The 26,616-nt window shown below is 68.3% G+C and carries 29 protein-coding genes and 1 tRNA gene; 15 read left to right on the forward strand and 15 right to left on the reverse strand.

Going from position 1 to position 26,616, the window contains the following annotated elements:
• Window positions 1-43: 43 nt before the first annotated feature.
• Complete coding sequence (locus tag FHW84_RS14310) at window positions 44-1,219, forward strand: AI-2E family transporter (protein WP_167256645.1); 1,176 nt, start codon at window positions 44-46, stop codon at window positions 1,217-1,219.
• Complete coding sequence (gene hda / locus FHW84_RS14315) at window positions 1,216-1,911, forward strand: DnaA regulatory inactivator Hda (protein ID WP_167256646.1); 696 nt, start codon at window positions 1,216-1,218, stop codon at window positions 1,909-1,911. The genes FHW84_RS14310 and hda overlap by 4 nt, the downstream gene beginning before the upstream one ends.
• 109 nt (window positions 1,912-2,020) lie before the next feature.
• On the opposite strand, the gene FHW84_RS14320 is transcribed toward hda, so the two are convergent.
• Window positions 2,021-2,824, reverse strand: coding sequence for an inositol monophosphatase family protein (locus FHW84_RS14320; protein ID WP_167256648.1), 804 nt, complete (start codon window positions 2,822-2,824; stop codon window positions 2,021-2,023).
• Window positions 2,825-2,962: 138 nt separating this feature from the next.
• Between FHW84_RS14320 and FHW84_RS14325 the strand changes: the two genes are divergently transcribed.
• On the forward strand, window positions 2,963-3,724 hold the full coding sequence (locus tag FHW84_RS14325; protein ID WP_167256650.1) for an RNA methyltransferase: 762 nt from the start codon (window positions 2,963-2,965) through the stop codon (window positions 3,722-3,724).
• Window positions 3,725-3,734: 10 nt separating this feature from the next.
• Here the strand turns inward: FHW84_RS14325 and FHW84_RS14330 are convergent, their stop codons facing one another.
• The gene (locus tag FHW84_RS14330) at window positions 3,735-5,057 is read right to left on the reverse strand and encodes a hemolysin family protein (protein WP_167256652.1); all 1,323 of its coding nucleotides are present in this window, start codon (window positions 5,055-5,057) and stop codon (window positions 3,735-3,737) included.
• A gap of 154 nt (window positions 5,058-5,211) precedes the next feature.
• Here FHW84_RS14330 and FHW84_RS14335 point away from each other — a divergent pair, with 154 nt between their 5' ends.
• Together FHW84_RS14335 and FHW84_RS14340 are read left to right on the forward strand one after the other, a co-directional pair.
• Window positions 5,212-5,841, forward strand: a complete 630-nt coding sequence (locus FHW84_RS14335) for a pit accessory protein (RefSeq protein WP_167256653.1) — start codon at window positions 5,212-5,214, stop codon at window positions 5,839-5,841.
• A 10-nt stretch (window positions 5,842-5,851) separates the two neighbouring features.
• Window positions 5,852-6,970 carry an inorganic phosphate transporter gene (locus FHW84_RS14340; RefSeq protein WP_167256654.1) on the forward strand — a complete coding sequence of 373 codons (1,119 nt, stop codon included), beginning with the start codon at window positions 5,852-5,854 and terminating at the stop codon, window positions 6,968-6,970.
• A gap of 4 nt (window positions 6,971-6,974) precedes the next feature.
• On the opposite strand, the gene FHW84_RS14345 is transcribed toward FHW84_RS14340, so the two are convergent.
• A complete protein-coding gene (locus FHW84_RS14345) occupies window positions 6,975-7,379 on the reverse strand; it encodes a hypothetical protein (RefSeq protein ID WP_167256655.1) in 405 nt (134 codons plus the stop codon).
• A gap of 111 nt (window positions 7,380-7,490) precedes the next feature.
• Between FHW84_RS14345 and FHW84_RS14350 the strand changes: the two genes are divergently transcribed.
• From FHW84_RS14350 to ybaL, 3 genes are all read left to right on the forward strand, one after another.
• Entirely contained in the window at window positions 7,491-7,832 is a 342-nt protein-coding gene (locus FHW84_RS14350) for an MGMT family protein (RefSeq protein ID WP_167256656.1), read from the forward strand.
• Between the two features lie 95 nt (window positions 7,833-7,927).
• Window positions 7,928-9,739 (forward strand): DNA helicase RecQ, encoded by a 1,812-nt coding sequence (recQ, locus tag FHW84_RS14355; RefSeq protein ID WP_167256657.1) that lies wholly within the window; start codon window positions 7,928-7,930, stop codon window positions 9,737-9,739.
• Between the two features lie 323 nt (window positions 9,740-10,062).
• On the forward strand, window positions 10,063-11,721 hold the full coding sequence (gene ybaL / locus FHW84_RS14360; protein WP_167256658.1) for a YbaL family putative K(+) efflux transporter: 1,659 nt from the start codon (window positions 10,063-10,065) through the stop codon (window positions 11,719-11,721).
• Between the two features lie 164 nt (window positions 11,722-11,885).
• Here the strand turns inward: ybaL and FHW84_RS14365 are convergent, their stop codons facing one another.
• From FHW84_RS14365 to ftsY, 12 genes are all read right to left on the reverse strand, one after another.
• Window positions 11,886-12,149: a hypothetical protein gene (locus FHW84_RS14365; protein WP_167256659.1), complete on the reverse strand. Its 264-nt coding sequence runs from the start codon at window positions 12,147-12,149 to the stop codon at window positions 11,886-11,888.
• 173 nt (window positions 12,150-12,322) lie between these two features.
• Complete coding sequence (locus FHW84_RS14370) at window positions 12,323-13,975, reverse strand: M28 family metallopeptidase (protein WP_167256660.1); 1,653 nt, start codon at window positions 13,973-13,975, stop codon at window positions 12,323-12,325.
• Between the two features lie 376 nt (window positions 13,976-14,351).
• The gene (locus FHW84_RS14375; protein WP_167256661.1) at window positions 14,352-14,780 is read right to left on the reverse strand and encodes a PepSY domain-containing protein; all 429 of its coding nucleotides are present in this window, start codon (window positions 14,778-14,780) and stop codon (window positions 14,352-14,354) included.
• 353 nt (window positions 14,781-15,133) lie between these two features.
• Window positions 15,134-15,508 carry a DUF4180 domain-containing protein gene (locus FHW84_RS14380; RefSeq protein WP_167256662.1) on the reverse strand — a complete coding sequence of 125 codons (375 nt, stop codon included), beginning with the start codon at window positions 15,506-15,508 and terminating at the stop codon, window positions 15,134-15,136.
• A gap of 34 nt (window positions 15,509-15,542) precedes the next feature.
• Window positions 15,543-15,788, reverse strand: a complete 246-nt coding sequence (locus FHW84_RS14385) for a 2-hydroxyacyl-CoA dehydratase (RefSeq protein WP_167256663.1) — start codon at window positions 15,786-15,788, stop codon at window positions 15,543-15,545.
• Window positions 15,789-15,843: 55 nt separating this feature from the next.
• Window positions 15,844-16,272 carry a type II toxin-antitoxin system HicB family antitoxin gene (locus FHW84_RS14390; RefSeq protein ID WP_167256664.1) on the reverse strand — a complete coding sequence of 143 codons (429 nt, stop codon included), beginning with the start codon at window positions 16,270-16,272 and terminating at the stop codon, window positions 15,844-15,846.
• A gap of 18 nt (window positions 16,273-16,290) precedes the next feature.
• Window positions 16,291-16,467 (reverse strand): type II toxin-antitoxin system HicA family toxin, encoded by a 177-nt coding sequence (locus FHW84_RS14395; protein ID WP_167256665.1) that lies wholly within the window; start codon window positions 16,465-16,467, stop codon window positions 16,291-16,293.
• A gap of 287 nt (window positions 16,468-16,754) precedes the next feature.
• Window positions 16,755-16,830 (reverse strand) — tRNA-Phe (locus FHW84_RS14400).
• 73 nt (window positions 16,831-16,903) lie between these two features.
• On the reverse strand, window positions 16,904-17,182 hold the full coding sequence (locus tag FHW84_RS14405) for an oxidative damage protection protein (protein ID WP_167256666.1): 279 nt from the start codon (window positions 17,180-17,182) through the stop codon (window positions 16,904-16,906).
• Between the two features lie 12 nt (window positions 17,183-17,194).
• On the reverse strand, window positions 17,195-18,226 hold the full coding sequence (mutY, locus tag FHW84_RS14410) for an A/G-specific adenine glycosylase (RefSeq protein ID WP_167256779.1): 1,032 nt from the start codon (window positions 18,224-18,226) through the stop codon (window positions 17,195-17,197).
• An 11-nt stretch (window positions 18,227-18,237) separates the two neighbouring features.
• Window positions 18,238-19,323 carry an AsmA family protein gene (locus FHW84_RS14415; protein WP_343203604.1) on the reverse strand — a complete coding sequence of 362 codons (1,086 nt, stop codon included), beginning with the start codon at window positions 19,321-19,323 and terminating at the stop codon, window positions 18,238-18,240.
• Between the two features lie 15 nt (window positions 19,324-19,338).
• Window positions 19,339-20,484: a signal recognition particle-docking protein FtsY gene (gene ftsY / locus FHW84_RS14420; RefSeq protein ID WP_167256667.1), complete on the reverse strand. Its 1,146-nt coding sequence runs from the start codon at window positions 20,482-20,484 to the stop codon at window positions 19,339-19,341.
• Window positions 20,485-20,588: 104 nt separating this feature from the next.
• On the opposite strand from ftsY, the gene rsmD reads away from it, so the two are divergent.
• The 7 genes from rsmD (at window position 20,589) to FHW84_RS14455 (ending at window position 26,610) form a co-directional block, all read left to right on the forward strand.
• On the forward strand, window positions 20,589-21,149 hold the full coding sequence (gene rsmD, locus FHW84_RS14425; RefSeq protein WP_167256668.1) for a 16S rRNA (guanine(966)-N(2))-methyltransferase RsmD: 561 nt from the start codon (window positions 20,589-20,591) through the stop codon (window positions 21,147-21,149).
• Between the two features lie 53 nt (window positions 21,150-21,202).
• A complete protein-coding gene (coaD, locus tag FHW84_RS14430; RefSeq protein WP_026636784.1) occupies window positions 21,203-21,706 on the forward strand; it encodes a pantetheine-phosphate adenylyltransferase in 504 nt (167 codons plus the stop codon).
• 330 nt (window positions 21,707-22,036) lie between these two features.
• Window positions 22,037-22,540, forward strand: coding sequence for a hypothetical protein (locus tag FHW84_RS14435; RefSeq protein ID WP_167256669.1), 504 nt, complete (start codon window positions 22,037-22,039; stop codon window positions 22,538-22,540).
• 130 nt (window positions 22,541-22,670) lie between these two features.
• Entirely contained in the window at window positions 22,671-22,928 is a 258-nt protein-coding gene (locus tag FHW84_RS14440) for a YfhL family 4Fe-4S dicluster ferredoxin (protein WP_167256670.1), read from the forward strand.
• Window positions 22,925-24,661, forward strand: coding sequence for a gamma-glutamyltransferase (ggt, locus tag FHW84_RS14445; protein ID WP_167256671.1), 1,737 nt, complete (start codon window positions 22,925-22,927; stop codon window positions 24,659-24,661). Before FHW84_RS14440 ends, ggt begins: the two co-directional genes overlap by 4 nt.
• Before the next feature lie 72 nt (window positions 24,662-24,733).
• A complete protein-coding gene (locus tag FHW84_RS14450; protein WP_167256672.1) occupies window positions 24,734-25,588 on the forward strand; it encodes an MBL fold metallo-hydrolase in 855 nt (284 codons plus the stop codon).
• Window positions 25,585-26,610 (forward strand): TMEM43 family protein, encoded by a 1,026-nt coding sequence (locus tag FHW84_RS14455; RefSeq protein ID WP_167256673.1) that lies wholly within the window; start codon window positions 25,585-25,587, stop codon window positions 26,608-26,610. Before FHW84_RS14450 ends, FHW84_RS14455 begins: the two co-directional genes overlap by 4 nt.
• The last annotated feature ends 6 nt before the right edge of the window (window positions 26,611-26,616 follow it).

Genomic DNA, 26,616 nt, shown 5'->3' on the forward strand with positions numbered 1-26,616 from the left:
CTGGCAAGCCGCCCTCGCCACCTCCCACGACGAGCCGCGACGAATGACCCAAGACATTTCCCGCCGCTGGCAGATGCTGGCGATCACCGCAGTGATCCTCTACCTGCTCTGGCTGCTGGCGCCGGTGCTGATGCCGTTTGCCGTGGCCGGCATGTTCGCCTATCTCGGCGACCCGCTGGCCGACCGCCTGGAGCGGCTGGGCATGGGCCGCACGGTGGCGGTGAGCGTGGTGTTCTTCGTGCTGCTGCTGGTGACGGTGGGCGCGCTGCTGCTGCTGATCCCGCTGATCTCGCGCCAGGTCGAGAACCTGGTGCAGAGCCTGCCGCATTACGTGGACTGGGTGCGCACCACCGCGCTGCCCTGGCTGCAGGCCAAGCTGCGGCTGGACCCCAACGCCTTCGACACCGACCGCCTGATCGCCGAGCTGAAGGACCACCTGGGCTCGCTCGGCGGCGTCGTATCCACCGTGCTGGGCAAGGTCACCCGCTCGGGCCTGGGCGTGATCGCCTGGATGACCAACCTGGTGCTGATCCCGGTGGTGGCGTTCTACCTGCTGCGCGACTGGGACCGCCTGGTGGCGTGGGTCGACGACATGCTGCCGCGCTCGATCGAGCCGACCATCGCCCACCTGGCGCGCGAATCGGACCTGGTGCTGGGCGCCTTCGTGCGCGGCCAGCTGCTGGTGATGCTGGCGCTGGGCATCTTCTACGGCGCGGGCCTGTCACTGCTCGGCTTGTCGGTGGGGCCGCTGATCGGCATGGTCGCCGGCCTGCTCAGCTTCGTGCCCTACCTGGGTTTCATCGTCGGCTTCGGCTCGGCGCTGATCGCGGTGCTGGTGCAGTACGGCGACTGGACCCACGTGTCGCTGGTGGTGGTGGTGTTCGTGATCGGCCAGCTGCTGGAAGGCTATGTGCTGGTGCCGCGCCTGGTCGGCGAGAAGATCGGCCTGCATCCGGTGGCGGTGATCTTCGCGGTGCTGGCCGGCGGCTATCTGTTCGGCTTCCTCGGCATCCTGCTGGCGCTGCCGGCGGCATCCGTGATCCTGGTGGTGCTGCGCTATCTCAGCCAGCGATACCGGCATAGCGGACTGTATACGGAGGAAGGGCGGCAGGACCCGGTGATCGCGGAAATGGAAGTGGCGGTAGAGCAGAGCGAGGACGGCATCGAGGTGGATGTGAAAGAACACACCCGGAAGGATCGGGACGACCCGCAAGCATGATCCCGCAGCTGCCTCTTGCGCTGCGCTGGCCGCGGCGCCAGCGCTTCGAGCATTTCCATGACGGTTCCAACGCAGCCACCGTTGCTGCCGTGCGCGAACTGGCGATGACGCCGCGCACACCCTGGCTCTACCTCAGCGGCTCCGCCGGCAGCGGCAAGAGCCACCTGCTGATGGCCGCCTGCCAGGCGGCGAGCGAAGCCGGCCGCACCGTGCAGTACCTGCCCTTGGCCACGATCGGCCAGCGCGCCGCGGCGATCCGCGGCGTAGCGGGCAGCGAGCTGCTGGCGCTGGACGACCTGGGTGCCATCGCCGGCGACCGCGAGGCCGAGCACGCGCTGTTCGACGTCTACAACCAGGCTCGCGCCGAAGGCCTGGCCATGCTGTTCGCCGCCGAAGCGATTCCCGCCCAGCTCGGCCTGGGCCTGCCGGACCTGCGCTCGCGCCTGGGTGCCTGCCAGCAGGCGGTGCTGAAGCCGTTGGATGACGCCGAGCGCCGCGCCGTGCTGAAGGGCCAGGCCGCCGGCCGCGGCATCGAGCTGGACGACACCGTGCTCGACTGGCTGTTCGCCCGCTACGCGCGCGACCTGGGCGCGCTGCTGGACCTGCTCGACAAGCTCGACAAGGCCTCGCTCGCCGCGCAGCGGCGCATCACCGTGCCGTTCCTGCGCGGCTTCCTCAAGGATCAGGGCTGACTTGAACCTACCGGCGTAGGTTGGGGTGAGCCGAAGGCGAACCCCAACATTGCGGTGCGTTTGGACGTGATGATGTTGGGGTTCGCCTTCGGCTCACCCCAACCTACGCCTACGCTTTCAGCAGGCCAGGCGTCGACTGCGCGCCGATGATCTCGGTCATCGCCTGCACCACGTGCAGGTTGCCGGCGATGATGTTGCCGCTGGCCGGGATGCCGTCGCGGCCGGCGAAATCGCCGTAGCGGCCGCCCGCCTCGCGCACCAGCAGCACGCCGGCGGCCATGTCCCACGGCTTCAGGCCGATCTCGAAATAGCCGTCGTAGCGGCCGGCGGCCACGTAGGCCAGGTCCAGCGCGGCCGAGCCGGAGCGGCGGATGTCCTCGGCCTGGCCCAGCAGCACGCGCGTCATGTTGAGCTGCGCTTCCAGATGCTGGCGCTGGCGGTAGGGGTAGCCGGTGGCGATCATCGCGCCGCCCAGGTCCTCGCGGCGGCTGACGCGGATGCGGCGGTCGTTGAGGTAGGCGCCGTCGCCCTTGCTGGCGGTGAACAGCTCGCCGCGCAGCGGATCGAACACCACGCCGTAGACCGGCTCGCCCTTTTCCAGCAGGGCGATGGACACGGAGAAATGCGGGATGCCGCGCAGATAGTTGTGGGTGCCGTCGAGCGGGTCGATCACCCAGGTCAGCGGACCCTTGCCCATCTGGCCGCTTTCCTCGGCGAGGATGGCGTGGCTCGGGTAGGCGCGGCGCAGTTCCTTGACGATCTCGGCTTCGGCCAGGCGGTCGACTTCCGAGGCGAAGTCCATGCGTTGTTTTTCCACGATATTGAGACCGTCGATGCGGTTCATATAGCGCAGGATCACGTTTCCAGCGGCGCGAGCGGCGCGCACCGCGACGTTGACGGCGGGTCTGGGCATGGCTTCGGCTTTTCGAAAGAACGGGGAGCGGCCGCGAAGTCTAGCAGGGCGGCGAGACGGGAGCCAGGGAACGGCCGCGCCGCGGGCCGGTTCCCGTTATCCTTGCGCCCCCTTTGCCGCCCGCCGTCCCTGCCACTCATGACCGATCTGGCCTCCCTCGTCCGCTTCGTCCTGGTGCGCACCTCGCACCCGGGCAACATCGGCAGCTCGGCGCGGGCCATGCGCACCATGGGCTTCGGCCGCATGACCCTGGTCGCCCCGCACCGCTTTCCCCACGCCGAAGCCTCGGCCCTGGCCGCCGGCGCGGACGAGGTGCTGGCCGAAGCCGGCGTGCACGACGGCCTGGTCGACGGCCTGGCCGGCTGCAGCCTGGCCCTGGGCCTGTCGGCGCGCCGGCGCGGCGTGGACCTGGAAGAACTCTCCCCGCGCGAAGCCGCCACGCGCGTGCTGGCCGCCGCCGGCCGCGGCGAACAGGTGGCGCTGGTGTTCGGCAACGAGCGCACCGGCCTGGAGAACGAGGAACTGGCGCGCTGCCACGCGATGGTGCGCATTCCCAGCGTGGACGATTTCAGTTCGTTGAATCTCTCGCAGGCCGTGCAGGTGATGGCCTACGAACTGCGCGTGGCCCTGCTCGGCGGCGACGTGCCGGCGGCGCCGGTGCGCGACGATGCCGAGCCGCCGGCCGACGCCGCGCGCATGGAGCGCTTCTACGAGCACCTGGCCGAGACGCTGGACGACATCGACTTCCACAAGGGCCGCGCGCCGACCACGATCATGCTGAGGCTGCGCAAGCTGTTCCAGCGCGCGCAGATGGACGAGCGCGAGCTGCGCATCCTGCACGGCATCTTCGCCGACGCGCAGCGGATGGCGAAGATCGCGCAGGACAAACCCAAGGACTGAGCCGCGCGGCTTACTGCTCGTCGTCGGCGAGTTCGATCGGCCGCGCCGGCGTGATCAGCAGCTTGTCGATGCGCGCCCCGTCCAGGTCCACCACTTCGAAGCGGATGCCCTGCCAGGCGAACACCTCGCCGGTCTGCGGGATATGGCCGAGCACGGCCATCACCATGCCGGCGGCGGTGCGGTATTCGTGTTCCTGCTCGCCGGGCAGGTGGTCCACGTGCAGCAGTTCGCGCAGGTCGTCGGTGGAGATCGAGCCGTCGACCAGCCAGCTGCCGTCCTCGCGCGGCACGATCGGCGCGGTTTCCTCGCCGCCTTGGCTGCCGCGCTGGCTGGCGCCGACCACGGCCGAGAGCAGGTCGTTGAGGGTGACCAGGCCTTCGATGTCGCCGTATTCGTCCACCACCAGGGCCAGCTGGGTCTCGGCGTCGCGGAATTCTTCCAGCAGGTCCAGCGCGCGCGCCGTGGCCGGCACGAACAGCGGCTTGGCCATGCGGCCGAACAGGTCCGGCGAGCCGTGGCGGAAATTGCGCAGCAGGTGCTTCACCTCGACCACGCCGACCACGTCGCTTTCGTCGGCGCGGTAGACCGGATAGCGCGAATACGGCGTGTCGCGCAGCACTTCGTCGTTCTCTTCCGGCGTGGCGGCCACGTCCAGCCAGGCGATGCGGGTGCGCGGGGTCATCACGCTGTCCACCGTGCGGTCGCCCAGGCGCAGCACGCGGTTGACCATGTTGTGCTCGTCGGCGTCCAGCACGCCCTGCTCGGCGCTTTCGGCCACCAGCAGGCGGATTTCCTCTTCCGTCACCGCATCGCTGCCGCGCTTGGCCACGCGCAGCAGGCGCAGCAGCTGGCTGCTGGAGAAATTCAGCAGCCACACGAACGGCGCGGCGATGCGCGACAGCACCAGCATCGGCATGGCGACGAAGCCGGAGACTTTCTCCGGCGCCGACAGCGCCAGGCGCTTGGGCACCAGTTCGCCGATCACGATCTGGATGAAGGAGATCAGGGCGAAGCCCAGCACCAGGCCGATCACCTTGGCGTACGGCTCCAGCCAGGCCGCCCGGCCACCGTGGATGGCCTCGGCAATGTGGTCGCCCAGGGCGTCGCCGGCAATGGCGCCGGTGACCAGGATCACCAGGGTCATGCCCACCTGCACGGTGGACAGGAAATGCTCGGGCGCCTCGGCATGGCGCAGCGCGACGCGGGCGCGCCGGCTGGTCTTGGCCATCTGCTTGAGGCGGCTCTTGCGGGAGGCGACCAGGGCCATTTCCGAGAGGGCGAAGAAGCCGTTGGCCAGCGCGAGCACGAAGACGGTCGCGATCTCGGTCAGCATCGGGGGGAAGCGGTAGCGGGTCGGGGCATGGCCGGGAGTGTAAGGCCTGCGGGGGCAGGGCCGGCAGCGGGGGCTTGCTGCCGGGGCTTAAGCCTGTCCTGTAACATATCCGTCAATTTTCCTTTCTTCCCATCGGCTTCCAGGCATTCCGCGCATGTTTTCACTGCAGACGATCTTCGGCAAAGGCGACAAGTTCTACGGCCTGCTCGAGCAAAGCGCGGAGGCGGTGCGGGAAAGCGCCCGCGCCCTGCACGAGCTGGTGACCCATAGCGACCGCGCCCCGGTGATGGCCGCCTTCGCCTCGGCCCGGGCGCGGGAGAAAGCACTGGCCGCGCAGATCAGCGAGGAACTGGTCAACACCTTCGTCACCGCGCTGGACCGCGAGGACATCGAGGCGCTGAACTCGGCGCTGTACAAGATCCCCAAGACGGTGGAGAAGTTCGCCGAGCGCTACGAGATCGTCGCCGCGCGCCTGTCCGACGTGGACTTCGCCCAGCGCGCCCAGGTGCTGGAGCAGGCCAGTGCGGTGGTGTCGGAAATGATCGGCGAGCTGCGCCGCGGCCTGCGCATCGACCCGGTGAAGAAGCTGCAGGACCGCCTGCAGACGCTGGAATCCGAAGGCGACCGCATGCTGCTGGCGCCGTACCGCACGCTGTACGTGGAAGGCAGCGACGCCATGCGCGCCATGCTGGCCAAGGACCTGTTCGAGCTGATCGAGAAAGCCATCGACAAGTGCCGCGACGTCGGCAACATCGTGTATTCCATCGTGCTCAAGAACTCCTGAGGCGCCCGCGATGAGCATGGTCTTCGCGGTGGTGCTGATCGCACTGGTCTTCACCTACATCAACGGTTTTCACGACACCGCCAACTCCATCGCCACGGTGGTGGCGACCAAGGTGCTGACGCCGGGCCAGGCGGTGATCCTGGCCGCCATCACCAACCTGATCGGCGCGCTGTGGGGCACCGCGGTGGCCAAGACGATCGCCGCCGGCCTGATCGACACCCACGTGGTGGCGGCCGGTTCCCAGCTGCTGATCTGCGCGCTGGGCGCAGCCACGGTGTGGAACCTGCTGACCTGGTGGCTGGGCCTGCCGTCCAGTTCCAGCCATGCCCTGGTCGGCGCCCTGGTGGGCGCGGCGATCGCGGCCTCGGGCGACAACTTCGCCGCCATCATCTGGTCGCAGGGCGGCGATCACTGGTGGCAGGGCAAGGGCGTGATCCCCAAGGTGGTGGTGCCGATGGTGGTGTCGCCGCTGCTGGGCTTCGTCATGGGCTTCCTGCTGATGGGCGCGCTGTATGCGCTGCTCGGCTGGTTCTCCAGCCAGAGCGGCCCGCTGCGCCGGCTCGGCCGCACGCCCTTCGTCAACAGCTTCTTCGGCAAGGCGCAGATCGTCTCGGCCAGCGCCATGGGCCTGGCCCACGGCATGAACGACGCGCAGAAGAGCATGGGCATCATCGCCCTGGCCCTGGCCGGCGCCACCGCCGCGGGCCAGTTCGACAGCCTGCCGTCGTGGCTGGGTTTCCTGCGCATCCATGGCTCGGCCGACGGCGGCTTCGACGTGCCGGCGTGGGTGGCGGTGGTGTGCGCGCTGACCATGGCCGGCGGCACCGCCGGCGGCGGCTGGCGCATCATCAAGACGCTGGGCCACAAGATGGTGAAGCTGCATCCCATCAATGGCTTCGCCGCCGAAGGCAGCTCGGCCGCGGTGATCCTCACCGCCTCGGCGCTGGGCGTGCCGGTGTCGACCACGCACAACGTGTCGGCTTCGATCATGGGCGTGGGCGCTGCCAAGCGCTGGAATGCGATCCGCTGGTCGGTGGTGGAGCGGATGGTGTGGGCGTGGATCCTCACCCTGCCGGTCACGGCGCTGCTGGCCTACGGCGCGGTGCGGTTGGCGCAGGCGCTGTCTTGATAGCTCAGAAGTCGTCGCCACCGTCGGCGACGACTTGTTCCAGCTCGTCGCCCAGTTCGCCCAGCTCGTGGATCACCCGCTGCAGTTCTTCGATCGAGAGCAGCTCGTAGGGGCGGTTCTCGCACAGGTGCAGGAAGGGCGAGCCGTCCAGGTCGGCCACGGCGAGGAAACCCACGCGCTGCTCCCAATTGAAGCGCAGGCAGCGGCGCGCGTCGGCGCCGGCCAGCGGGCCGATCGGGGTGGAGACGCGCAGGAAGCGGCGGCCGGCTTCGTCTTCCAGCTCGGCCAGGTAGATGCCCTGGTGCCGCCCGCGCGGCAGCGGCAGGTCGAAGCTGATCAGATAGGGCCCGTTGTGGCGCAGCTCGTGCTTTGCGCCGATATGGGAACGCACGGCTTCGAAGTGATGCATGAGGCGGCTCCCGGCAGCAGAACGGGTTCCGCTACTCTGCCACGACTTTATGACGGCGCGCGCTAAGACTTACCGCTATAGGCCTTCATGCCGTCTCACCCTGGACACGCCATGAACGAACAGCACGCCCGCATTTTCGCCGCCATCGCCGCCATTCCCCCGGGCCGCGTCGCCAGCTACGGCGCCATCGCCGCCCGCGCCGGCCTGCCCGGGCGGGCGCGCCTGGTCGGGCGTGTGCTGGGCGAGGTGCCCGATGGCATGGAACTGCCGTGGTTCCGCGTGCTGCGTTCCAGCGGGCAGATTGCGTTTCCGCCGGGCAGCCGCGGGTTTCGCGAGCAGTCCAGGCGCCTGCGCGCCGAGGGCGTGGAAGTGAAGAACGGCAAGGTGCCGCTGTCGCGCTTCGGGCTGGATGCGGATATTGACCGCGCGCTGTGGGGCATGCCGGGCGATTGACGCTCGCCGCGCCGACCGCGAAATCGGAGCTCGCCTACACGATGAAGCACCGCACGCCCGGGGCGCCGCGGGCCGCATTTGCTAGCATTCGGGGAATGTCTTCCTCTCCCCTCGACATTCTTCACAGCGTCTTCGGCTACACCAGCTTCCGCGGCCAGCAGCAAGCCATCGTCGAGCAGGTGGCGGAGGGCGGCGACGCCCTGGTGCTGATGCCGACCGGCGGCGGCAAGTCGCTGTGCTACCAGATTCCCGCCCTGCTGCGGCAGGGCACGGGCATCGTGGTGTCGCCGCTGATCGCGCTGATGCAGGACCAGGTCGACGCGTTGCGCGAGGCCGGCGTCGCCGCTGCCTATCTCAACTCCAGCCTGTCCGCCGAGGACCAGCGCGAAGTGGAGCGGCAACTGCTGGCCGGCGAGCTGAATCTGCTCTACGTGGCGCCGGAGCGCCTGCTCACGCCGCGCTTCCTCGGCCTGCTGGAACGCACCGAGGTGGCGCTGTTCGCCATCGACGAAGCGCACTGCGTATCGCAGTGGGGCCACGATTTCCGTCCCGAGTACCGCGAGCTGGCGGTGCTGCACCAGCGCTTCGCGCAGGTGCCGCGCATCGCGCTCACCGCCACCGCCGACCCGCGCACGCGCGAGGAGATCGTCGAGCGCCTGGCGCTGCAGGACGCGCGCCAGTTCCTGTCCAGCTTCGACCGCCCCAACATCCGCTACCGCGTGGCCCTGCGCCACAACGCGAAGCGCCAGCTCACGGATTTTCTCGAGGGCCATCGCGGCGAAGCCGGCATCGTGTATTGCCTCAGTCGCCGCAAGGTCGACGAAACCGCGCAGTGGTTGGCCGAGGCCGGCATTGCCGCGCTGCCTTATCACGCCGGGCTGGACGCGGCCACGCGCGCGGCGAACCAGCAGCGCTTCCTGCGCGAGGACGGCGTGGTGATGGTGGCCACGGTGGCCTTCGGCATGGGCATCGACAAGCCGGACGTGCGCTTCGTCGCGCACCTGGACCTGCCGCGCAGCATGGAAGGCTATTACCAGGAGACCGGCCGCGCGGGGCGCGACAGCCTGCCGGCCGAGGCCTGGATGATCTACGGCCTGTCCGACGTGGTGACGATGAGCCAGATGATCGCCCAGTCCGAATCCGCCGACGAGCGCAAGCGCGTGGAGCGGCAGAAGCTGGAATCGCTGCTCGCCTATGCCGAAGCCACCGAATGCCGCCGCGTGCGCCTGCTCGGCGCGTTCGGCGAGACCTATGCGGGCCCTTGCGGCAACTGCGACAACTGCCTGGAGCCGCCGAAAACCTGGGACGCCACCGTACCCGCGCAGAAGGCGCTGTCGGCGGTGTACCGCAGCGGACAGCGCTTCGGCTCCGGCCACGTGATCGACATCCTGCGCGGTGTGGACAGCGAGCGCATGAGCCAGCTGCGCCACGATCACCTGAGCACCTTCGGCATCGGCGCCGACATGGACGAAAAACAGTGGCGTTCGGTGTTCCGCCAGCTGCTCGCCGCGGGACTGCTGGAAGCGGAAGGCGAGTACGGCACGCTGCGCCTCACCCGCAGCAGCCGCGAGGTGCTGACCGGCAACCGCGAAGTGCTGCTGCGCGAGGACACGCGGCCGGAACGCCGCTCGCGCCGCCGCCGCGACAGCCAGCTGGTCACCGGCAGCAGCCTGGGCATCGAAGCCTACGAGCAGCCGATGTGGGATGCACTGCGCGCCCTGCGCGCGAAACTCGCGAAGCAGCATGGCGTGCCGGCTTATGTGATCTTCCACGACGCCACCTTGCTCGCGATGCTGCGCGAGCTGCCGGCGAACGAGGCGGAGATGGGCTCGATCAGCGGCGTGGGCAAGGCGAAGCTGGAGCGGTACGGGCGGGATTTCCTGGCGGTGATCAACGCGCAGGAGTGATGGCGACGTGCGGCTCTTGCTCGTCATCCCGGCGTAGGCCGGGATCCAGTGGCGACAGCGCTCATGGAACGCGGGAAGCCAGCCGGCATCACCAGCGGAGCCTGCGGCGACCATCGAGTGATATCGCCACTGGATCCCGGCCTGCGCCGGGATGACGAGAGTGGAGGTTGAGGCAAGGCCGAAAATGCGCCTTCGCGCTTGTGCCGCACGCCCCAAGCCCTTACAACACCTAGACGCGCCACGACGAGCCCGCTTGTCCACCGCGGCGCCCCCGCGCTCCCTCAGCGCCCGGGTACCCGCTCATCACCGGAAGGACCGCCGCCATGCATGACGCCCCTCTTATCGGCACCATCGTCGGCGGCATCGTGCTCGCCTTCTTCTTCGCCGCCATCGCGCACCGCCTGCGCCTGCCGCCGCTGGCCGGCTATCTGCTCGCCGGCGTGGTGTGCGGACCGTTCACCCCGGGCTTCGTCGCCGACGGCCATCTGGCGCACCAGCTGGCGGAGATCGGCGTGGTGCTGCTGATGTTCGGCGTCGGCCTGCACTTCTCGCTGAAGGATCTGCTCTCGGTCAAATCCATCGCCATCCCCGGCGCGCTCGGGCAGATGGCGGTGGCCACGGTGCTGGGCATGCTGCTGGGCTGGGCGCTGGGCTGGCCGATGGTGCAGAGCTTCGTGTTCGGCCTGGCGCTGTCGGTGGCCAGCACCGTGGTGCTGCTGCGCGCAATGGAAGAGCGCCGGCTGATGGAGACCGAGCGCGGGCGCATCGCGGTGGGCTGGCTGATCGTCGAGGACCTCGCCATGGTGCTGGCGCTGGTGCTGCTGCCGGCGATCGGCGCGTCGCTGAATGCCGGGCAGTCGATGTCCTTCGGCGAGATCGCCATGACCGTCGGCATCACCATCGGCAAGGTGGTGGCCTTCGTGGCGGTGATGCTGATCGTGGGCAAGCGGCTGATCCCCTGGCTGCTGCAGGTGATCGCGCAGACCGGTTCGCGCGAACTGTTCCGCCTGGCCGTGCTGGCGATCGCGCTGGGCGTTGCGTTCGGCGCCGCGGGGCTGTTCGGCGTGTCGTTCGAGCTGGGCGCGTTCTTCGCCGGCATGATGATGGGCGAATCGAAACTCGCGCACGACGCCGCCGAGGAAACCCTGCCGCTGCGCGATGCGTTCGCCGTGCTGTTCTTCGTTTCCATCGGCATGCTGTTCAATTACCAGGTGCTGCTGTCCGAGCCGCTGGTGGTGCTGGCCGCGCTGGCGATCATCGTGATCGGCAAGTCGGTGGCGGCGCTGGGCATCGTGCTGGCCTTCCGCAAGCCGATGACCACCGCGCTCACCATCGCCACCAGCCTGGCGCAGATCGGCGAGTTCTCCTTCATCCTGATCGGCGTGGGCGTGGCGCAGAACCTGGTGACCAAGGAAGCGCAGGACGTGCTGCTGGCCGCGGCGATCCTGTCCATCCTGATCAATCCGCTGCTGTTCAAGCTGCTCGACCGCGCCAAGGCGCGGATGGATGCGCGCGCGGCCGCCGCCGAGACGGAGCAGGGCGGCACCACCGCCGTGCCGCTGCAGCCGACCGAGCTGAGCGGGCACGTGGTGGTGGCCGGCTACGGCAAGCTCGGCCAGCTGCTGGGCGAAGCGGTGCATGCCACCGGCCTGCCGCTGCTGGTGCTGGAAGAGGAAAAAGACCACGTCGATACCTTGCAGCAGCAGGGCATCGAGACCCTGGTGGGCAATGCCTCCAGCGACGAAGTGCTGGGCGCCGCCAACCTGCCGGAAGCGAAGGCGCTGCTGGTGACCTTGCCGCAGGCGTTCGAGAGCGGCGAGGTGGTGCGCGCGGCGCGGCAGTTGAATCCAAGGCTGCGCATCATTGCGCGGGCGGATTCGGAGGAGTGCCGCGAGCATCTGCAGAAGCAGGGCGCGGATATGGTGGTGATGGGCGAACGGGAGCTGGCGCGGGCGATGACCGAAGGTCTGGCGCCTGTATAGAGAACTCTTCTCCCCGCCGGGGAGAAGATGCCGGCAGGCAGATGAGGGGCGGGTGCTCGCGGAAGAGGATCGACAAGGCGTGGCTCGCTTTCCGCTCCAGCTTCTACGCTCCGCTCGACCCCTCACCCCAACCCTCTCCCCGGAGGGGAGAGGGGGCAGAAGCTTTAGCCCGTCATGCGCCAGCGCTCTCCCGGCTCATCCGGATCGCGCCCATGCGTCATCGCCGCGGCCTGGCGCAGATAACGCCACTCTTCCAGCGATACCGGCAGCCGCGCCTGCGGCCACGCCTCGCGCAGCGCGGCCAGTGCCTGCTCGGCGCTGTCGTAGCGTCCGGTCTCTTGCATGTCGAACATGCTGCGCCAGCGGCGTCCGTGGCGGACGATGCGGAACAGCCCTGCCTTGGCGGGGAATACGTATTGGGCCAGCATGAAGCGGTTCTTGCCGTGGGGGACGGTGTCCGCATAGCGTGCGCGCGGCCTATGACCGGATCGTGATTCGGCGAAGACGGCTTTGTGGCTCTTCGTGAAATCTCCGTTCATCCGCTGATGGAAAACAAACGGCCCGCCGAGGCGGGCCGTTCGCGTGCTGCGGTGAGCGCCGCTTACTTGCGGTCGGCGGCGGTCTTGTCGCGGGCGGCGCGGAACTCGGAGTCCTTGCTCCAGTCCGGCCACTGGTTCGAATTGGCCAGCTCGCTGCCCAGCGTGTAGAGGATCTGCAGGTCGCGCGCCATACCGGTGAACGACCAGCCGGCCTCCCACTCGTCCGAGGGCTGGTGGTAGTGCTTGTCGGTGTATTCGTCCTCGGCCTGCTTGCCTGCCGCCAGGCCGCCGTCGACCCAGTCGTTGCCCGAGCCGAACGAGATCGCCGGCACGCCGCGCTTGGCGAAGGAGAAATGATCGGAGCGGAAGAAGTGGCCCGCTTCCGGCTTCGGGTCCGGCGAGTAGCTGAGGTTCCAGCGCTTGGCGGTGGCGATCAGGTCGTCCAGCAGATCCAGCCTGGCGCTGCCGGAAATGGTGAAGTTGCGCGCCGGACCGTGCGGGTCGAGCGCGTCGAGATTGATCACGCCCACCGTCTTGCCCAGCGGGTAAAGCGGATTGGCCGCGTAGTACTCGGAGCCGAGCAGGCCTTTCTCTTCCGCGGTGACGTTGAGGAACACGATGGAGCGCTCCGGCTTGGGTGCGCTCTTGAACGCGCGCGCCAGCTCGATCAGCGCCGCCGTACCGGTGCCGTTGTCCACCGCGCCGTTGTAGATCTTGTCGCCCTTGGCATCGGGTGCGCCGACGCCCAGATGATCCCAGTGCGCGCTGTAGATCACGGTCTCGTCCGGATGCTTGGCGCCGTCGATGTGGCCGACGACGTTGTGCGAAGTGATGACCTTGCTGTCCACCTTGTAGCTGGCGGAGAAGCTCTCGCCCTTCAGCGTCACCGGCTTGAACTCGCGCGTCTGCGCCTGCTTCTTCAGCGCATCGAAGTCGAGGCCGGCGCGCTTGAACAGATCCACGGCGAAATCGCGCTGGATCCACGCTTCCACCTGCGGATGCGTCTCGGCCGGCTTGTCGCGCACGATGTCGAACATCGCATTGGTGTTGGAGTTCTTCACCGTGTTCCAGCCGTAGGACGCCGGCTCCGTCTCGTGCACGATCAGCACGCCGGCCGCGCCCTGGCGTGCGGCTTCTTCGTACTTGTAGGTCCAGCGGCCGTAGTAGGTCATGGCCTTGCCGCCGAAATCGCCCTGGCCGGTCTCGAAATCCGGATCGTTGATCAGCACCACGGCGATCTTGCCGTGCAGGTCCACGCCCTTGAAGTCGTCCCAGTGGCGCTCCGGCGCCTTCACGCCGTAGCCGACGAAGACCAGCGGGGCGTCCTTGATCGCCACCTGTTTGGAACCGTCCATCGCGGCGCGCACGGCGATCTGCTCGCCCTGGGTCAGTGCCTGCGGCTTGCCGTCGACCGATACCGACAGCGCCGGCGCGCCGGCGATCTCCGCACGCAGCAGCGGCACGGCCTGGGTCCAGGCGCGCTTGCCATTCTTCAGGTCGCCGCCCGGCTGCAGGCCGGCGGCCTTGTACTGGGCGATCAGGTAATCGACGGTCTTGGTCTCGCCGGCGGTGGCGGGGCCGCGGCCTTCGAACGCATCGGAAGAAAGCGTCTTCACGTCGGCCGAGAGGCGATGCGGATCGAAGCTCGGCGCTTCGGCCGCCAGCACGGCGCTGGAAATGGACAGGGCGAGTAGCGAAAGGGCGAGTCGTTTCACGGGCGTTACCTGTGGGGAAAACGGACTCAATCATAGAGCGTGGTACGCGCGCCGGTCCCGTTTCTTTTTGGATCGAGATAATGTCAAAGAGTCCTAGAGACAGTTCCTGCCGTATGGAACTGCATCACAGAACGCCTGCGCACAGGCTCCCTACCATGCGCGCCGGGGAGCTAAGTGTTCGACTTCCCGCGGCGTGTCGACAGGGGGCTAGGGATAGCAGGCTCGACGCAATCCACATGGCCGTGAACGCCGCCTATTTATTTCGCCGTCCGGCGCATCGCGCGAACGGCTTTCGGGGATGGATATCCAGATATGCAAAGCGCCGGGGCGTGAGCCACCGGCGCTTTGCATATGCGGGAGGTTGATTCGCGCGGGATCAGTCGGTACCGATCACCTTGCCCGTATGCGGATCGATCTGCAGCTTCACGTCGGCGCCGGCGGGGTTCTCCGCCTTGGCGCGCCACAGGCCATCCTTGAAATCCACGTCGTGCACGTGGGTGTAACCGGCGGTGGAGAGCGAGGCGCGCACGTCTGTTTCGCTGAGGCGCGAGACTTGTTCGTCGGGATACGCCTCGCCGGTGCGCGGATCGATCTTGACGGTGACGCTGCGGCCATCCGCGCTTTTTGCGCGGGCCCGCCACATGCCGTCGCGGAATTTCAGATCGTGGATCTTCTTGTAGCCCTGCTGCTCGAGCTGGTTGTGCACCTGCCGTTCGGTCAGCGCGTCCTGCGCCATCGCGAGCGGAGCGGCCAGCGCTACGGCGAGCGCCAGTGCGGTGGCCAATGAAGAAGGATGAAGCTTCATCGACGTCTCCTCTTTGCGGTGGGGAATGGAGCCCGTCGAGTCTTCCTTCGGCGGACGCAACCTCGGGTGAACGAGGACGCCGCGTACACGAAGCGAAAGATGCGCTGAATAGCGCGCTGCTTGGATAGTTAGGAAAAAATCCAGGCGGCGAGTCGCTCCGACGACCTCGCCGCCGCTGGCGTGCTCGCCAGTACCGGCCATCCCCGGCAGTAGGAAGGTGGCCCGCGGCGAGGATCGGGCTGGCAAGGGGGCACGTGCAACTGACCTCGCCGCGGGCACGTGAGCATCGTGCCGATGAGGCTCGACGCCCGGAATCAGATAAGTCCTATTAGGCGAGCCGGGTGCCGCGCGGTTCAGGCCGGGAAGTTCTGCAGCTTGTGCTCGAACGCAGCCATATCGCCGACGAACCAGAACATCGCTCCGCGATTGGTCTCATGCGCGAAATCGCGCAGCGCCTTGCTGCGTTCCAGCCACGCATCGATGTTGCCGATCACCGCGACACGCACGCCGTAGTTGACGAACTTCTGCAGCATAGCGCCGGCCAGGCGGGTGTCGAGGCGGAAGAAGTCTTCGTGCAGACGTTCGGCGGGCAAGGCGACCCACGTGGCCTCGTGCACGCCGGCCTCGGCGATCAGATCGTTCGCGTCGCGCTCCTGCGCCAGCAGCGGACCTTGCGCGGCATAGACCAGCACACGGGTGCCGGCGAGCGTGGAGATGCCTTCGAGCATGTTCCTGATCCTTCCGTGGGGCGTGGCGCGCGGCTCAGTTCATCAGCTGCTGCAGATAAGTCACTACTTCCTCTTCCGGGAGGAAGGTGAGCACGTCGTCCACTTTCAAGCCGTACTTGCGCTTGATGTCCATGAACTCGGTCCTGGCCAGCGCCAGGCGCTGCTCCGGATTGAGGCGGGCCAGTTCGTCGCGCGACAGCGGCGCGGAAGGTTTGCGATCGACAGCTGCGAGTTCTTCCTGGAACTGACGCCAGATATCGTCAGAAATGCGAGTAGGCATTGCTGCGGGGATTCTTGTCGGGAGGAGGGGAATGTAGCAGCCGCATCGCCGGATGCTAGCGGTTGATGATGGCCTGGGCGCCGCGCACCAGGATGCCGCTGCGCGATTCGCCGGGATGTTCGGCGACATAGCGGTCGATCATCTTGAGCAGCGGCTCCGGCACGGTGATATTCACGCGGATGGCCTTGGCGGTGAGCCTGGAGGTGTCGACGTCGATGACGTGCCAGGCCCATCGGGTGGCCGGGAAATGCCTTGGGCCGCCCCTGGGGTCCTTGCCCGAGATCAGGTCGGCGAGATTCGACGCGGCGGGAAAGTCCTTGCCTTCGCTCACCACGTCTTCGAGCGCGAACAGGATGGCTTCTTCGGCCTGGGCCAGGGCCTCGTCCAGCGTGTCGCCGGCGCTGAATACACCGGGGAAGTCGGGGACGATGACGCCGAAGGCGGTTTTATCGTTGCCGGTTTCGATGACGACGGGGTAACGCATAGGCACCTCGGGCAAGGCTCAAAGGCCAGCCTGCTTGAGTATGGCGGCGACCAGTCCCTTGCCCAGGTCCTTCTTGGGATGAGGAATGATCACCGTGATCCGGGCCGCGTTGCGCAGCTTGTGGTGGCTGCCGCGGACGCCGACCAGAAAGAAGCCTTTGGATCGGAGGAGCTTGAGAAGGTCGGCGCTGTTCATGGCTTTTATACACACATAGTGTGTATCGGTCAATGGGCGGGGGGGGGGGCGAACAGCGACAGGCTAGAGGCCGGCGCGGGCCGATCGGCGTAACCAGGCCTGCTTTTGGGCTTGCGCTTACGCTGCACCGGGCAGGACGCGAACTATCCGATGCGCATGCGCTTCGTTCGACGGGTATGCGCGACGACGCGAGTGCGACGCACCGCTCGTCGAACGAACGATCCGATATTGAGCAAGCATGGGATTTTTGCGGCTGCTTCAGCGCAACGCTGGAAAACCGCTTGAGATGGTGGCCGAGGACGGAATCGAACCGCCGACACGGGGATTTTCAATCCCCTGCTCTACCAACTGAGCTACTCGGCCAGAAGTGCTGACGACCAGGAAGGTCATCGGTACTGCGTGGAGCCGCGCATTAAACCGAAGTTCGCCGCGGCCGTCAAGAATCCGCGTCGGGCGCCACATAGCCTTCCGGCTGTGCGACGTCGCCGCCGAACAGGAATTTTTCCATTTCCTCGCCCAGGAACTTGCGCGCCTTCGGGTCCAGCGGGTTGAGGCGGTATTCGTTGATCAGCATGGTCTGGTGCGCCAGCCATTCCTGCCAGGCGGGCTTGGAGATTTCCGCGTAGATGCGCTGGCCGAGCGGGCCCGGCCAGGGGGCGAAGTCCAGGCCTTCGGCTTCGATGCCGAGCTTGGCGCAGCGGATGGTACGGCTCATCGCGGAGTTTCCTTAAAGACTTTGCAGCAGGGTGCGCACGGGAGCGGGCAGGCCCAGCGCGGCGAGGTCGCCGGTGTCGCACCAGCGCAGCGCGGGATTATCGGCGATGGCGCGATGCGCTGTCGCGCCGTCGAACAGCAGCGGCTCCACCTGCAGGCGGTAATGGCTGAAGACGTGCACGAAGGGCGCGAGCGCCTGGGCGTCGTCGATACGCGCCAGCTGCTGCGCCTTGCGCCAGGCCTCTTCGGTGCCCTCGGCTTCCGGCAGGCTCCACAGGCCGGCCCATACGCCCTGCGGGCCGCGGCGTTCCAGCAGCACGCGGCGGCGTTCGTCGCGCAGCAGCAGCATTACGGTGGAGCGCGTGGGCACGGCCTTGCCGGGCTTGGCGCTGGGCAGTTGCGCTGTGAGCTGGTCGCGTTTCGCCACGCAGTCGGCGGCGACGGGGCAGTCCTCGCACTTCGGCTTCGAGCGCACGCAGACGGTGGCGCCCAGATCCATGATCGCCTGCGTGTAGTCGGCGACGCGCGCGGCCGGCGTGTACGCCTGCGCATGCCGCCACAGTTCTTTTTCCACCGCGCTCTGGCCGGGATGCCCGTGAATGCCGAGATGGCGTGTCAGCACGCGCTTGACGTTGCCGTCGAGGATGGCGAAGCGCAGCCCGTGCGCCTGCGCCAGGATGGCACCGGCGGTGGAGCGGCCGATGCCGGGCAGGGCAGCGAGCGCATCGAAATCGCGCGGCAGTTCGCCGCCGTGCTGTTCCACGCACAGCTGCGCGGCGCGATGCAGAAAGCGGGCGCGGCGGTAGTAGCCCAGGCCCGACCACAGTGCGAGCACCGTGTCCTCATCCGCCGCGGCCAGGTCGCGCAGCGTCGGCAGCGCGCCGATGAAGCGCTGGAAGTAGGGAATCACCGTGCCGACCTGGGTCTGCTGCAGCATCACCTCCGACAGCCATACGCGGTAGGCATCGCGCGGATGCTGCCAGGGCAGGTCGTGGCGGCCATGGCGGTCGAACCACGCCAGCAGCCGGGTGGCGAAATCGGGCATCGCGAGCTTGCTCATTTCGGTGCGCGCGGCGCGGCGGACTTGCTGTCGGCGGGCGCGGCCGCGGAAGCCGCGGACACCGGGGCGACGCCGGTCTTGATGCTCAGGCCTTCGATGCTCACGCCGCCGCTTTCCAGCTTGGCGATCTCGGCGGTGCCGCTGCCGGGCGGCACGCTCAGGCGCGGACCCTGCGGATGGTTGAGCTGCGCCCACCAGTCGGCCAGCGCCAGCGGCGGCAGGCGCAGGTCGGCGTGGTTGCCGGGGCCGTCGAGCTTGACCGCCAGCAGCAGCGGGTCGACCTGGTTGGCGGGAGTCAGCACCAGCGAGGTGTCGTAGACGCCGGCCTCGGCGTGATCGAGCTTGCCGCGCAGGCGCAGCGAGGCATCGGCGGCGCCGTGCCAGTGTGCGTCGCCGGACAGTTGCAAGGTGAGCGTGCTGCCTTGGGAGAAGTGCACGCCCAGCGCATCCAGTTGCAGCGTGTCGCCCTTCAGGCGCGGCGTCGCCGACAGATCCAGCTGCAACGGCTCGCCCGCTGCATCCTTGGCGGAAATCGACAGCGGAAACGGCTGGCCGGAGATCAGGCTGCCGGTATCCAGCGACACGTCGCCCAGCAGCAATTGATTGCCGCGCACCAGGCTGCCGCGCGTCACGCGCACGCCGGCGTCGATGCGCGGAATCTGCGGCGGCTCGCCGGCCGAACGCGGCGGCAGGCTGGCGGCCCAGGCTTCCAGTGCGTCCAGGTCCACGCGCGGAGAATCGATCTCCAGCCGCGAAATCACCGTCTCCTTGCCCAGCAGCGCGCGCCACGGCAGCTGCAGGCGCCCGCGCGCGGCGAGCAGGATGGGCATGCTGGCGTCTTTCGCGCTCAGCGTGAGCCCCTGCAGTTCCAGCGCGGGGCGCGGGAACAAGGTGGGGCTGGCGGGGCTGGCGAGATTGAGCACCAGGCCGGCGTTGCTGGCTTCGCGTTGCAGCAGCGCGGTGAAGCGGCTCGGCTGCAGCAGCAGGTACAGCGAGATCACCGCGGTCAGCAGCCCGACCAGCGCCAGGCCGCCGACGCTCCACAGCGCGATGCGCAGCCAGCGCGGCAGGGTCACTCGCATGGCTGGCGCATACCGTCAGGCACCGATGCTGGCCGGCAGCAGGCCGTCCACGTAATCCTGGGCGTCGAACACGCGCAGGTCCGTGGCGCTTTCGCCCAGGCCGACATAGCGGATCGGCAGCCCGAACTCGCGGGCCAGCGCGAACACCACGCCGCCCTTGGCGGTGCCGTCCAGCTTGGTCACCACCAGGCCGGTCACGCCCACGATCTGGCGGAACTGGCGCACCTGGCTCACCGCGTTCTGGCCGGTGGTGCCATCGATCACCATCAGCACCTCGTGCGGCGCGTCGGCGTCGAGCTTCTTCAGTACGCGGGCGATCTTGCCCAGCTCGTCCATCAGGCCGCCCTGGGTATGCAGGCGGCCGGCGGTGTCGGCGATCAGCACGTCGGCGCCGCGCGAGCGCGCGGCCTGCAGCGCATCGAAGATCACGCTGGCCGAATCGGCGTCCTGGTCCTGCGCGATCACCGGCACGCTGTTGCGCGCGCCCCAGGTCTTGAGCTGTTCCACCGCGGCGGCGCGGAAGGTATCGCCGGCGGCGAGCAGCACCGCGCGGTTCTCGTCGCGGTAGCGGCGCGCCAGCTTGCCGATGGTGGTGGTCTTGCCGACGCCGTTGATGCCCACGGTGAGCACCACGAAGGGCTTGCGTCCGCTGACGTCGAGCGGCTGCTGCACCGGCGCCAGCAGGGTCACCAGTTCCTTGCGCAGCGCGGCCAGCAGGGCGGCGGCGTCGCCGAACTCGCGCTTGTGCATGCGCTTGCGCAGGTCTTCCACCAGCGAGGTGCTGGCTTCGATGCCGACGTCGGCGGTGATCAGGGTGGTTTCCAGCTCGTCGAGCAAAGCGTCGTCGAGCTTGGGGTTGCGGCTGAACAGCGAACTCAGGCCGCGCGCGAAGGAGCTGCCGGACAGGCGTTCGCGCCAGCTGCGCTTGGCCGGAGCGGCTTCGGCGGCGGGGACTTCGAAGGGGTGTTCCTCGGTGTCGGGTTCGGCCGGCGGGGCGGCTTCCGACAGTGCCTCGCCGAGCGCGGGGTTATCCAGCGAGCCGGTATCCGCGTCGTGCGGAATGGCCGCGGCCGGAGCGCCGGCGGCCTGCTCGTCTGCAGCCTGCTCGGCCGGCGGCGGCGTGGGCGTCTCGGCGGGTTTCTTCTTCCAGAACTTGAGCATTGCGGCGGGGATTCGAAGACAATGCCGCCCATGCTACCACCCCCGACTTTTCCTCCCCGACTCCCAGCCGGCACCCCGCGCATCGCGGCGCGGCCGCGGTTCACATGAGCGGCGCGGCCGGGCGCATCCGCATCATCGGCGGCACGCTGCGCAATTCCCGTCTGGACGTACCCGGACTGCCGGGCCTGCGCCCCACCGCCGAGCGGGTGCGCGAAACGCTGTTCAACTGGCTGGCGCCGGTGATCGCCGGTGCGGAATGCCTGGATCTGTGCGCAGGGACCGGGGCGCTGGGTATCGAGGCGCTGTCGCGCGGCGCGGCGCGCACGCAGTTCGTGGAGCGCGATCCGCGCGCGGCGCAGGCCCTGCGCGGCAACCTTGTCCGCTTGAAGGCGGCCGGCGGCGAGGTGGCGGCGGCGGATGCCGGGGCTTACCTGCAAGGCCCGGCGCGGCCGTATGGCGTGGTCTTCCTCGACCCGCCCTTCGCGCTGGAGCTGTGGGAGCCGCTGTCCAGGCGGCTGGAAAGCGGCGGCTGGCTGTCGCCTTCGGCGTGGATCTACGTCGAATCGCCGCGCGGCAAGACGCTTAGCCTGCCGCCTGCGTGGCAGCTGCATCGCGAGGGCCATGCCGGCGAGGTGCACTACGCACTCTATCGGCGGGTTGCCTGAGCCAGCCCAGGCGCTAAGCTACCGGTCCTTTTCGCCGCAGCGTCGAAGCCCACGTGAATCCGCCGGTCAATACGCGTCTCGCCGTCTATCCGGGCACCTTCGATCCGATCACCAACGGACACGCCGACCTGGTCGCGCGCGCCGCGCCGCTGTTCGAGCGCGTGGTGGTGGCCGTGGCCGAAAGCCAGAACAAGGGCGGCAAGGGCCCGGGCTTCAGCCTCAACGAGCGCATCGCGCTGGCGCGTCTGGCCCTGGCCGACCTGCGCAACGTGGAAGTGCGCGGCTTCGACTGCCTGCTGGCGGACTTCGTGCGCGAAATCCACGCCGGCGTGATCATCCGCGGCCTGCGCGCGGTGTCGGACTTCGAATACGAATTCCAGCTGGCCAGCATGAACCGCCATCTGATTCCCGGCGTGGAAACGCTGTTCCTCACCCCGGCCGAGCAGTACAGCTTCATCTCGTCTTCGCTGGTGCGCGAGATCGGCCGCCTCGGCGGCGACATCTCCGGTTTCGTGCACCCGGCCGTGCAGCAGGCGATGCGCCAGCGCCGTATCTAGGGAACCTCTGATCTATTCCTACGCACCCGTCACCCCATCATTTAAATCTAACTCGTTGGGGCCGCACTGTATGCGCGTCTCGCTTCGCCCCGGCGTCTCGACAGACGGCCAGTCTGCCTTCGCCACCGGGGCGAAGCGAGACGCGCATACAGTGCGGTGACGGGCACGTAGGAATAGATCAGAGGTTCCCTAAGCGTGGTTTGCATCGGGGGCGCTCGTGTATGCTCCCGGCCATCCTGCGGACAGGGGCAGCGTTCCCGTCAGCGGCACCGGAGGGTCCTGTCTTCCGGGATCCACCTCCAGACTTCCAAGAACTCCAGGGTGACCACCATGTACAAGTACGCACTCCTTGCCGCCATCGCGCTCGGCTCGCTGGCCCTCGCCGGCTGCAACAAGGGCGAGGACGAGAACGCCAGCCAGGCCACCACGCAGACCGCGCAGGTTTCCAAGCCGACCGACCCGAACGACGCCAAGGCCTGGAACGCGTACCTCGGCCAGATCGTGCAGAAGAACATGCAGGGCATGACCGCCGATCGCCCGTACCCCTACCTGGTGAACGCCGGCGACAGCGACGACGACAAGGCCAAGCGCGACCGCCAGCTGTCGAACGTGCAGGACACCGTGGCCCGCGGCGTGCTGCCGGGCAATATGCTGGTGTTCGCCGGTCCGGAATCGGCCAAGACCGCCGACCTGATCATCGAAGCCTTCAAGGATGCCAAGCCGGGTTCCTTCAAGGACGTGATCATCCTGTTCATCGGCGACCAGGCCGACGAGGCGCGCGTCACCACCGCGCTGCAGCCGACCGGCGCCAAGCTGCGCTTCGTGGCGATGTAAGCCAGGGCTGCGGCCTTCGCGGCAAGAACCCGCGGCGTGCAGACGCCGCGGGTTTTTTATTGGGCGAAATCCCGGGCCCCGGGCCGATTGCTGCGCCGCGGCATCCGGCGCTACCGTGTACACTCGCGCGATGTCCCTGAAAATCCTCGATACCTGCGTCAACTGCGACGTATGCGAACCGGTCTGTCCGAACAAGGCTATCTCGCTGGGCGAGGAGTACTACGTGATCGACCCGGCGCTGTGCACCGAGTGCGTGGGGCATCATGACGAACCGCAATGCATCGAGGTCTGCCCGGTCGAATGCATCCTGGTCGACCCCGAGCACACCGAGACGCAGGAACAGCTTCAGCTCAAGTACCGCCAGTTGATGAACGAGGGGCAGGCATGAGGTTTTCCGTGAAGTGGCCGGCGCTGCGCGCCCGCGCCGTGCTGTTGGGCCTGCTGCTGGTCAGTGGCGCCGCCTGTGCGGATGGTCCGCATAACGTTCCCGCCGCGGCGAAAACGCCAACCGCGCTGAAGGGCCCGGGCAAGGCCGCCATCGCCAGCGCCAACTTCCACGCCACCGAGGCCGGCCTCGAAGTGATCGCCAAGGGCGGCAACGCCTTCGACGCGGCGATCGCGGTGGCCTCCGCGCTGTCGGTGGTGGAACCGGAAAGCTCCGGCATCGGCGGCGGTTTCATGGCGGTGCTGCACCGCGCTGCCGACGGCAAGGACATCTTCATCGATGCGCGCGAGACCGCGCCGGCTTCGGTGAACGCCAAGGACTACCTCAGCGCCGACGGCTCGCCCAACCGCGACGCCGCGCTCAACGGCCCGCTCTCCGCCGGCATTCCCGGCGAACCGGCCGGCCTGGCCTGGCTGGCCAGGCACTACGGCAAGCTGCCGCTGAAGGAGTCGCTGGCCCCGGCGGTGCGCCTGGCCCGCGACGGTTTCGAGCCGGACAGCCGCCTGCTCAACGCCATCGAGGAACGCCAGAAGGACATCCGGCGCTGGCCCGCTTCCGCCGCCAAGTTCCTGCCGGGCGGCAAGGTGCCGGGCAAGGGCGAGACCTGGCGCGATCCCGGCCAGGCCCGCACGCTGGAACGGCTGGGCGAGCAGGGCCACGACGGTTTCTATCGCGGCGACGTGGCGCAGAAGCTGGTCGCCGCGGTGAACGCGGCCGGCGGCCACTGGAGCGCCAAGGACCTGGAGAGCTACCAGGTGAAGGAGCGCGCGCCGATCGTGGTCGACTACCGCGGCTACCGCATCGTCACCGCGCCGCCGCCTTCCTCGGGCGGCGTGGCGGTGGCCGAGATCCTCAATATTCTTTCCGGCTTCGACCTGGCCAAGCTGGACGACGCGCACCGCACGCATCTGGTGATCGAGGCGATGCGCCGCGCCTTCCGCGACCACAACGATTACCTGGGCGACCCGGACTTCGTGAAGATGCCGCTGGACATGCTGCTGTCGCCTTACTACGCGGCCGGCCTGCGCCAGACCATCCTGCCGGACAAGGCCACGCCTTCCGCGATGCTGCCGGCGAGCACCGGTGTCGATCCGGGCATGCACACCACGCATTTCTCGGTGATCGACCGCGAGGGCAATATCGCCTCGATCACGCTCACGGTTAACTACACCCTGGGTTCCACCTTCGTCGCCGACGGCACCGGCGTGCTGCTCAACGACGAGATGGACGACTTCGCCCTGGTGCCGAACATGCCTAACGTCTACGGCCTGCTCGGCAGCGCCGCCAACGCGCCGGCACCGGGCAAGCGCATGCTGTCGTCGATGACGCCGAGCATCGTGTTCGGCGCCGACCGCGTCGGCGTGATCGGCTCGCCGGGCGGCTCCACCATCATCACCCAGGTGCTGGAAGGCATCATGGCGTTCATCGACGGCAAGGACGCGCTCGGCATCGCCGGGCAGAAGCGCTTCCATCACCAGTACATGCCGGACCGCGTGGACGTGGAGGAGGGCGTGTTCGACGCCGCCACCGCCGACGCGCTGACCCGCATGGGCCATACGCTGAAATCCCGCTCGCCGTGGGGCTATATGAACGTGGTCACCTGGGACCTCAAGAGCGGCAAGCTCGGCGCGGCCAGCGATCCGCGCCGGCCGTCGGGCCTGGGCAAGGTGCAGTAAGAGGAACGCCGGCGCGCTGCTAAGGGGGCGCGCGCCGGTGCCATGAGACAAGTGGTAGGGCAGGGGATTTCCATGCAGTTGTGGTCGCTCACCGGTAACTCCCAGCAGCTCGACGGCGGTGCCATGTTCGGTAACGCGCCGAAGGCATTGTGGTCGCGCTGGATCGCGCCCGATGCGCAGAACCGCATCCCGCTGGCCTGCCGCTGCCTGCTCGCCAGGGGGCTGGACGGCCGCAACGTGCTGTTCGAAACCGGCATCGGCGCCTTCTTCGAGCCCGCGCTGCGCGAACGCTACGGCGTGGTGGAAGAACGCCACGTGCTGCTCGACTCGCTGGCCCAGGCCGGTTTGTCGCACCAGGACATCGACGTGGTGGTGCTGTCGCACCTGCACTTCGACCACGCCGGCGGCCTGCTCGCCGCGTGGGAAGAAGGCGAGCCGCCCAGCCTGCTGTTCCCCAAGGCCACCTACGTGGTGGGCGCCGAACACTGGCGCCGCGCGCAGCAGCCGCATCCGCGCGACCGCGCCTCGTTCATTCCCGAATTGCAGGCGCTGCTGGAAGACAGCGGGCGGCTGGAGCTGGTCGAAGGCGAGCATTCCGCGACGCTGAGCGCGTCGGTGCGCTTCAGCTATTCGGACGGCCATACGCCCGGGCTGATGCTGGCCGAAGTGGGCGGCGTGGTGTTCTGCGCCGACCTCATCCCCGGCCGCTTCTGGGTGCACCTGCCGATCACCATGGGCTACGACCGCTACCCCGAAGAGATCATCGACGAGAAGCGCGCCTTCCTCGAAGACAAGCTCGCGCGCGGCATCGAACTGTTCTTCACCCACGACCACGACTGCGCCATCGCGCGCGTGGTGCGCGACGAGCGCGGCCGCTACGGCACCGCCGACGAACGGCGCGAGCTCGCCGGGCTGGTGCGCGCATGAGCGCGCGGCAGTGGCTGGCGGGGCTTGCCGGCGCGGTGCTGGTGCTGGCGGGGCTCGGGCTGGTGGCGATGACCGAGCAGGCGGCGATCGAGCATCGCGTCGCGTCCGAGCGCCACGGCGGCCAGGTGCTGGACGTGCAGGGCGATGCGCGCCCCGATGTCGGCAAGGACCGCTATATGGTCCGCGTCAGCGGCCGTCTCAACGTGGTGGATGCGCCGCTCGATCCCGAATTCAACCAGCGCGTGGCCACGCCGGTGCTGGTGCGCCACGTGGAGATGTTCCAGTGGCGCGAAGTGCGCGTCGGCAGCGACGTGCACTACGAGCAGGACTGGGTCGACCGCCCGCTCGACGCCAGCCGTTTCGAAAAGCCCGCCGGCCACGCCAACCCGGGCGCCTTTCCCATCCAGGGCAAGCAGTTCGATGCCGGCCTGGTGAAGATCGGCGGCTATGCGCTCGCTCCCGCCTTGCTGCATGCCTTGCCGGGCGGCGATCTGATCGGTCCCGACCTGAAGACGCTGCCGGCCAATCTCGCCGCGAGTTTTTCCAGCTACGGCGATTACCTGGTGACCAGCGCCAGCCCCGAGCATCCGCGGCTGGGCGACCTGCGCGTGAGCTGGGAAGCCATCCCGGTGCAGGTGCTCACCGTCTTCGCCCGTCCGCAGGGCGACCTGCTGGTGCCGGCCAGCGACGCCGCCGACGGCAAGGGCTATGACGTGCAGGTCGGCGAACGCCGCCTGGTCGACGTGCTGCCGGACGTGCCGGAGCCGCCGGTCTTTGCCGTGGCGCGGCGCGTGCTGGCGGTGCTGCTGGTCAGCCTGGGCATCTTCCTGCTGCTGCGCAGCCGGATGTCCGACCATCACGCGCCGCTGATCGCGCTGGGCGCGGGCGTGCTGCTCGCCGGCGCCGTGGCGGGGGTCATGTGGCTGGGCAAGGACCTGCAGGCCAGCGCGTACTGGTTCGTGCTCGCGGTGGCGGGGCTCGCCGTGGTGGTGTGGCGGCTGCATGCACGGGCGGCTCACTGAATGCCG

The sequence above is a fragment of the Dyella sp. SG562 genome (assembly GCF_011759495.1).
GTDB classification, from domain to species: Bacteria; Pseudomonadota; Gammaproteobacteria; order Xanthomonadales; family Rhodanobacteraceae; genus Dyella_D; species Dyella_D marensis.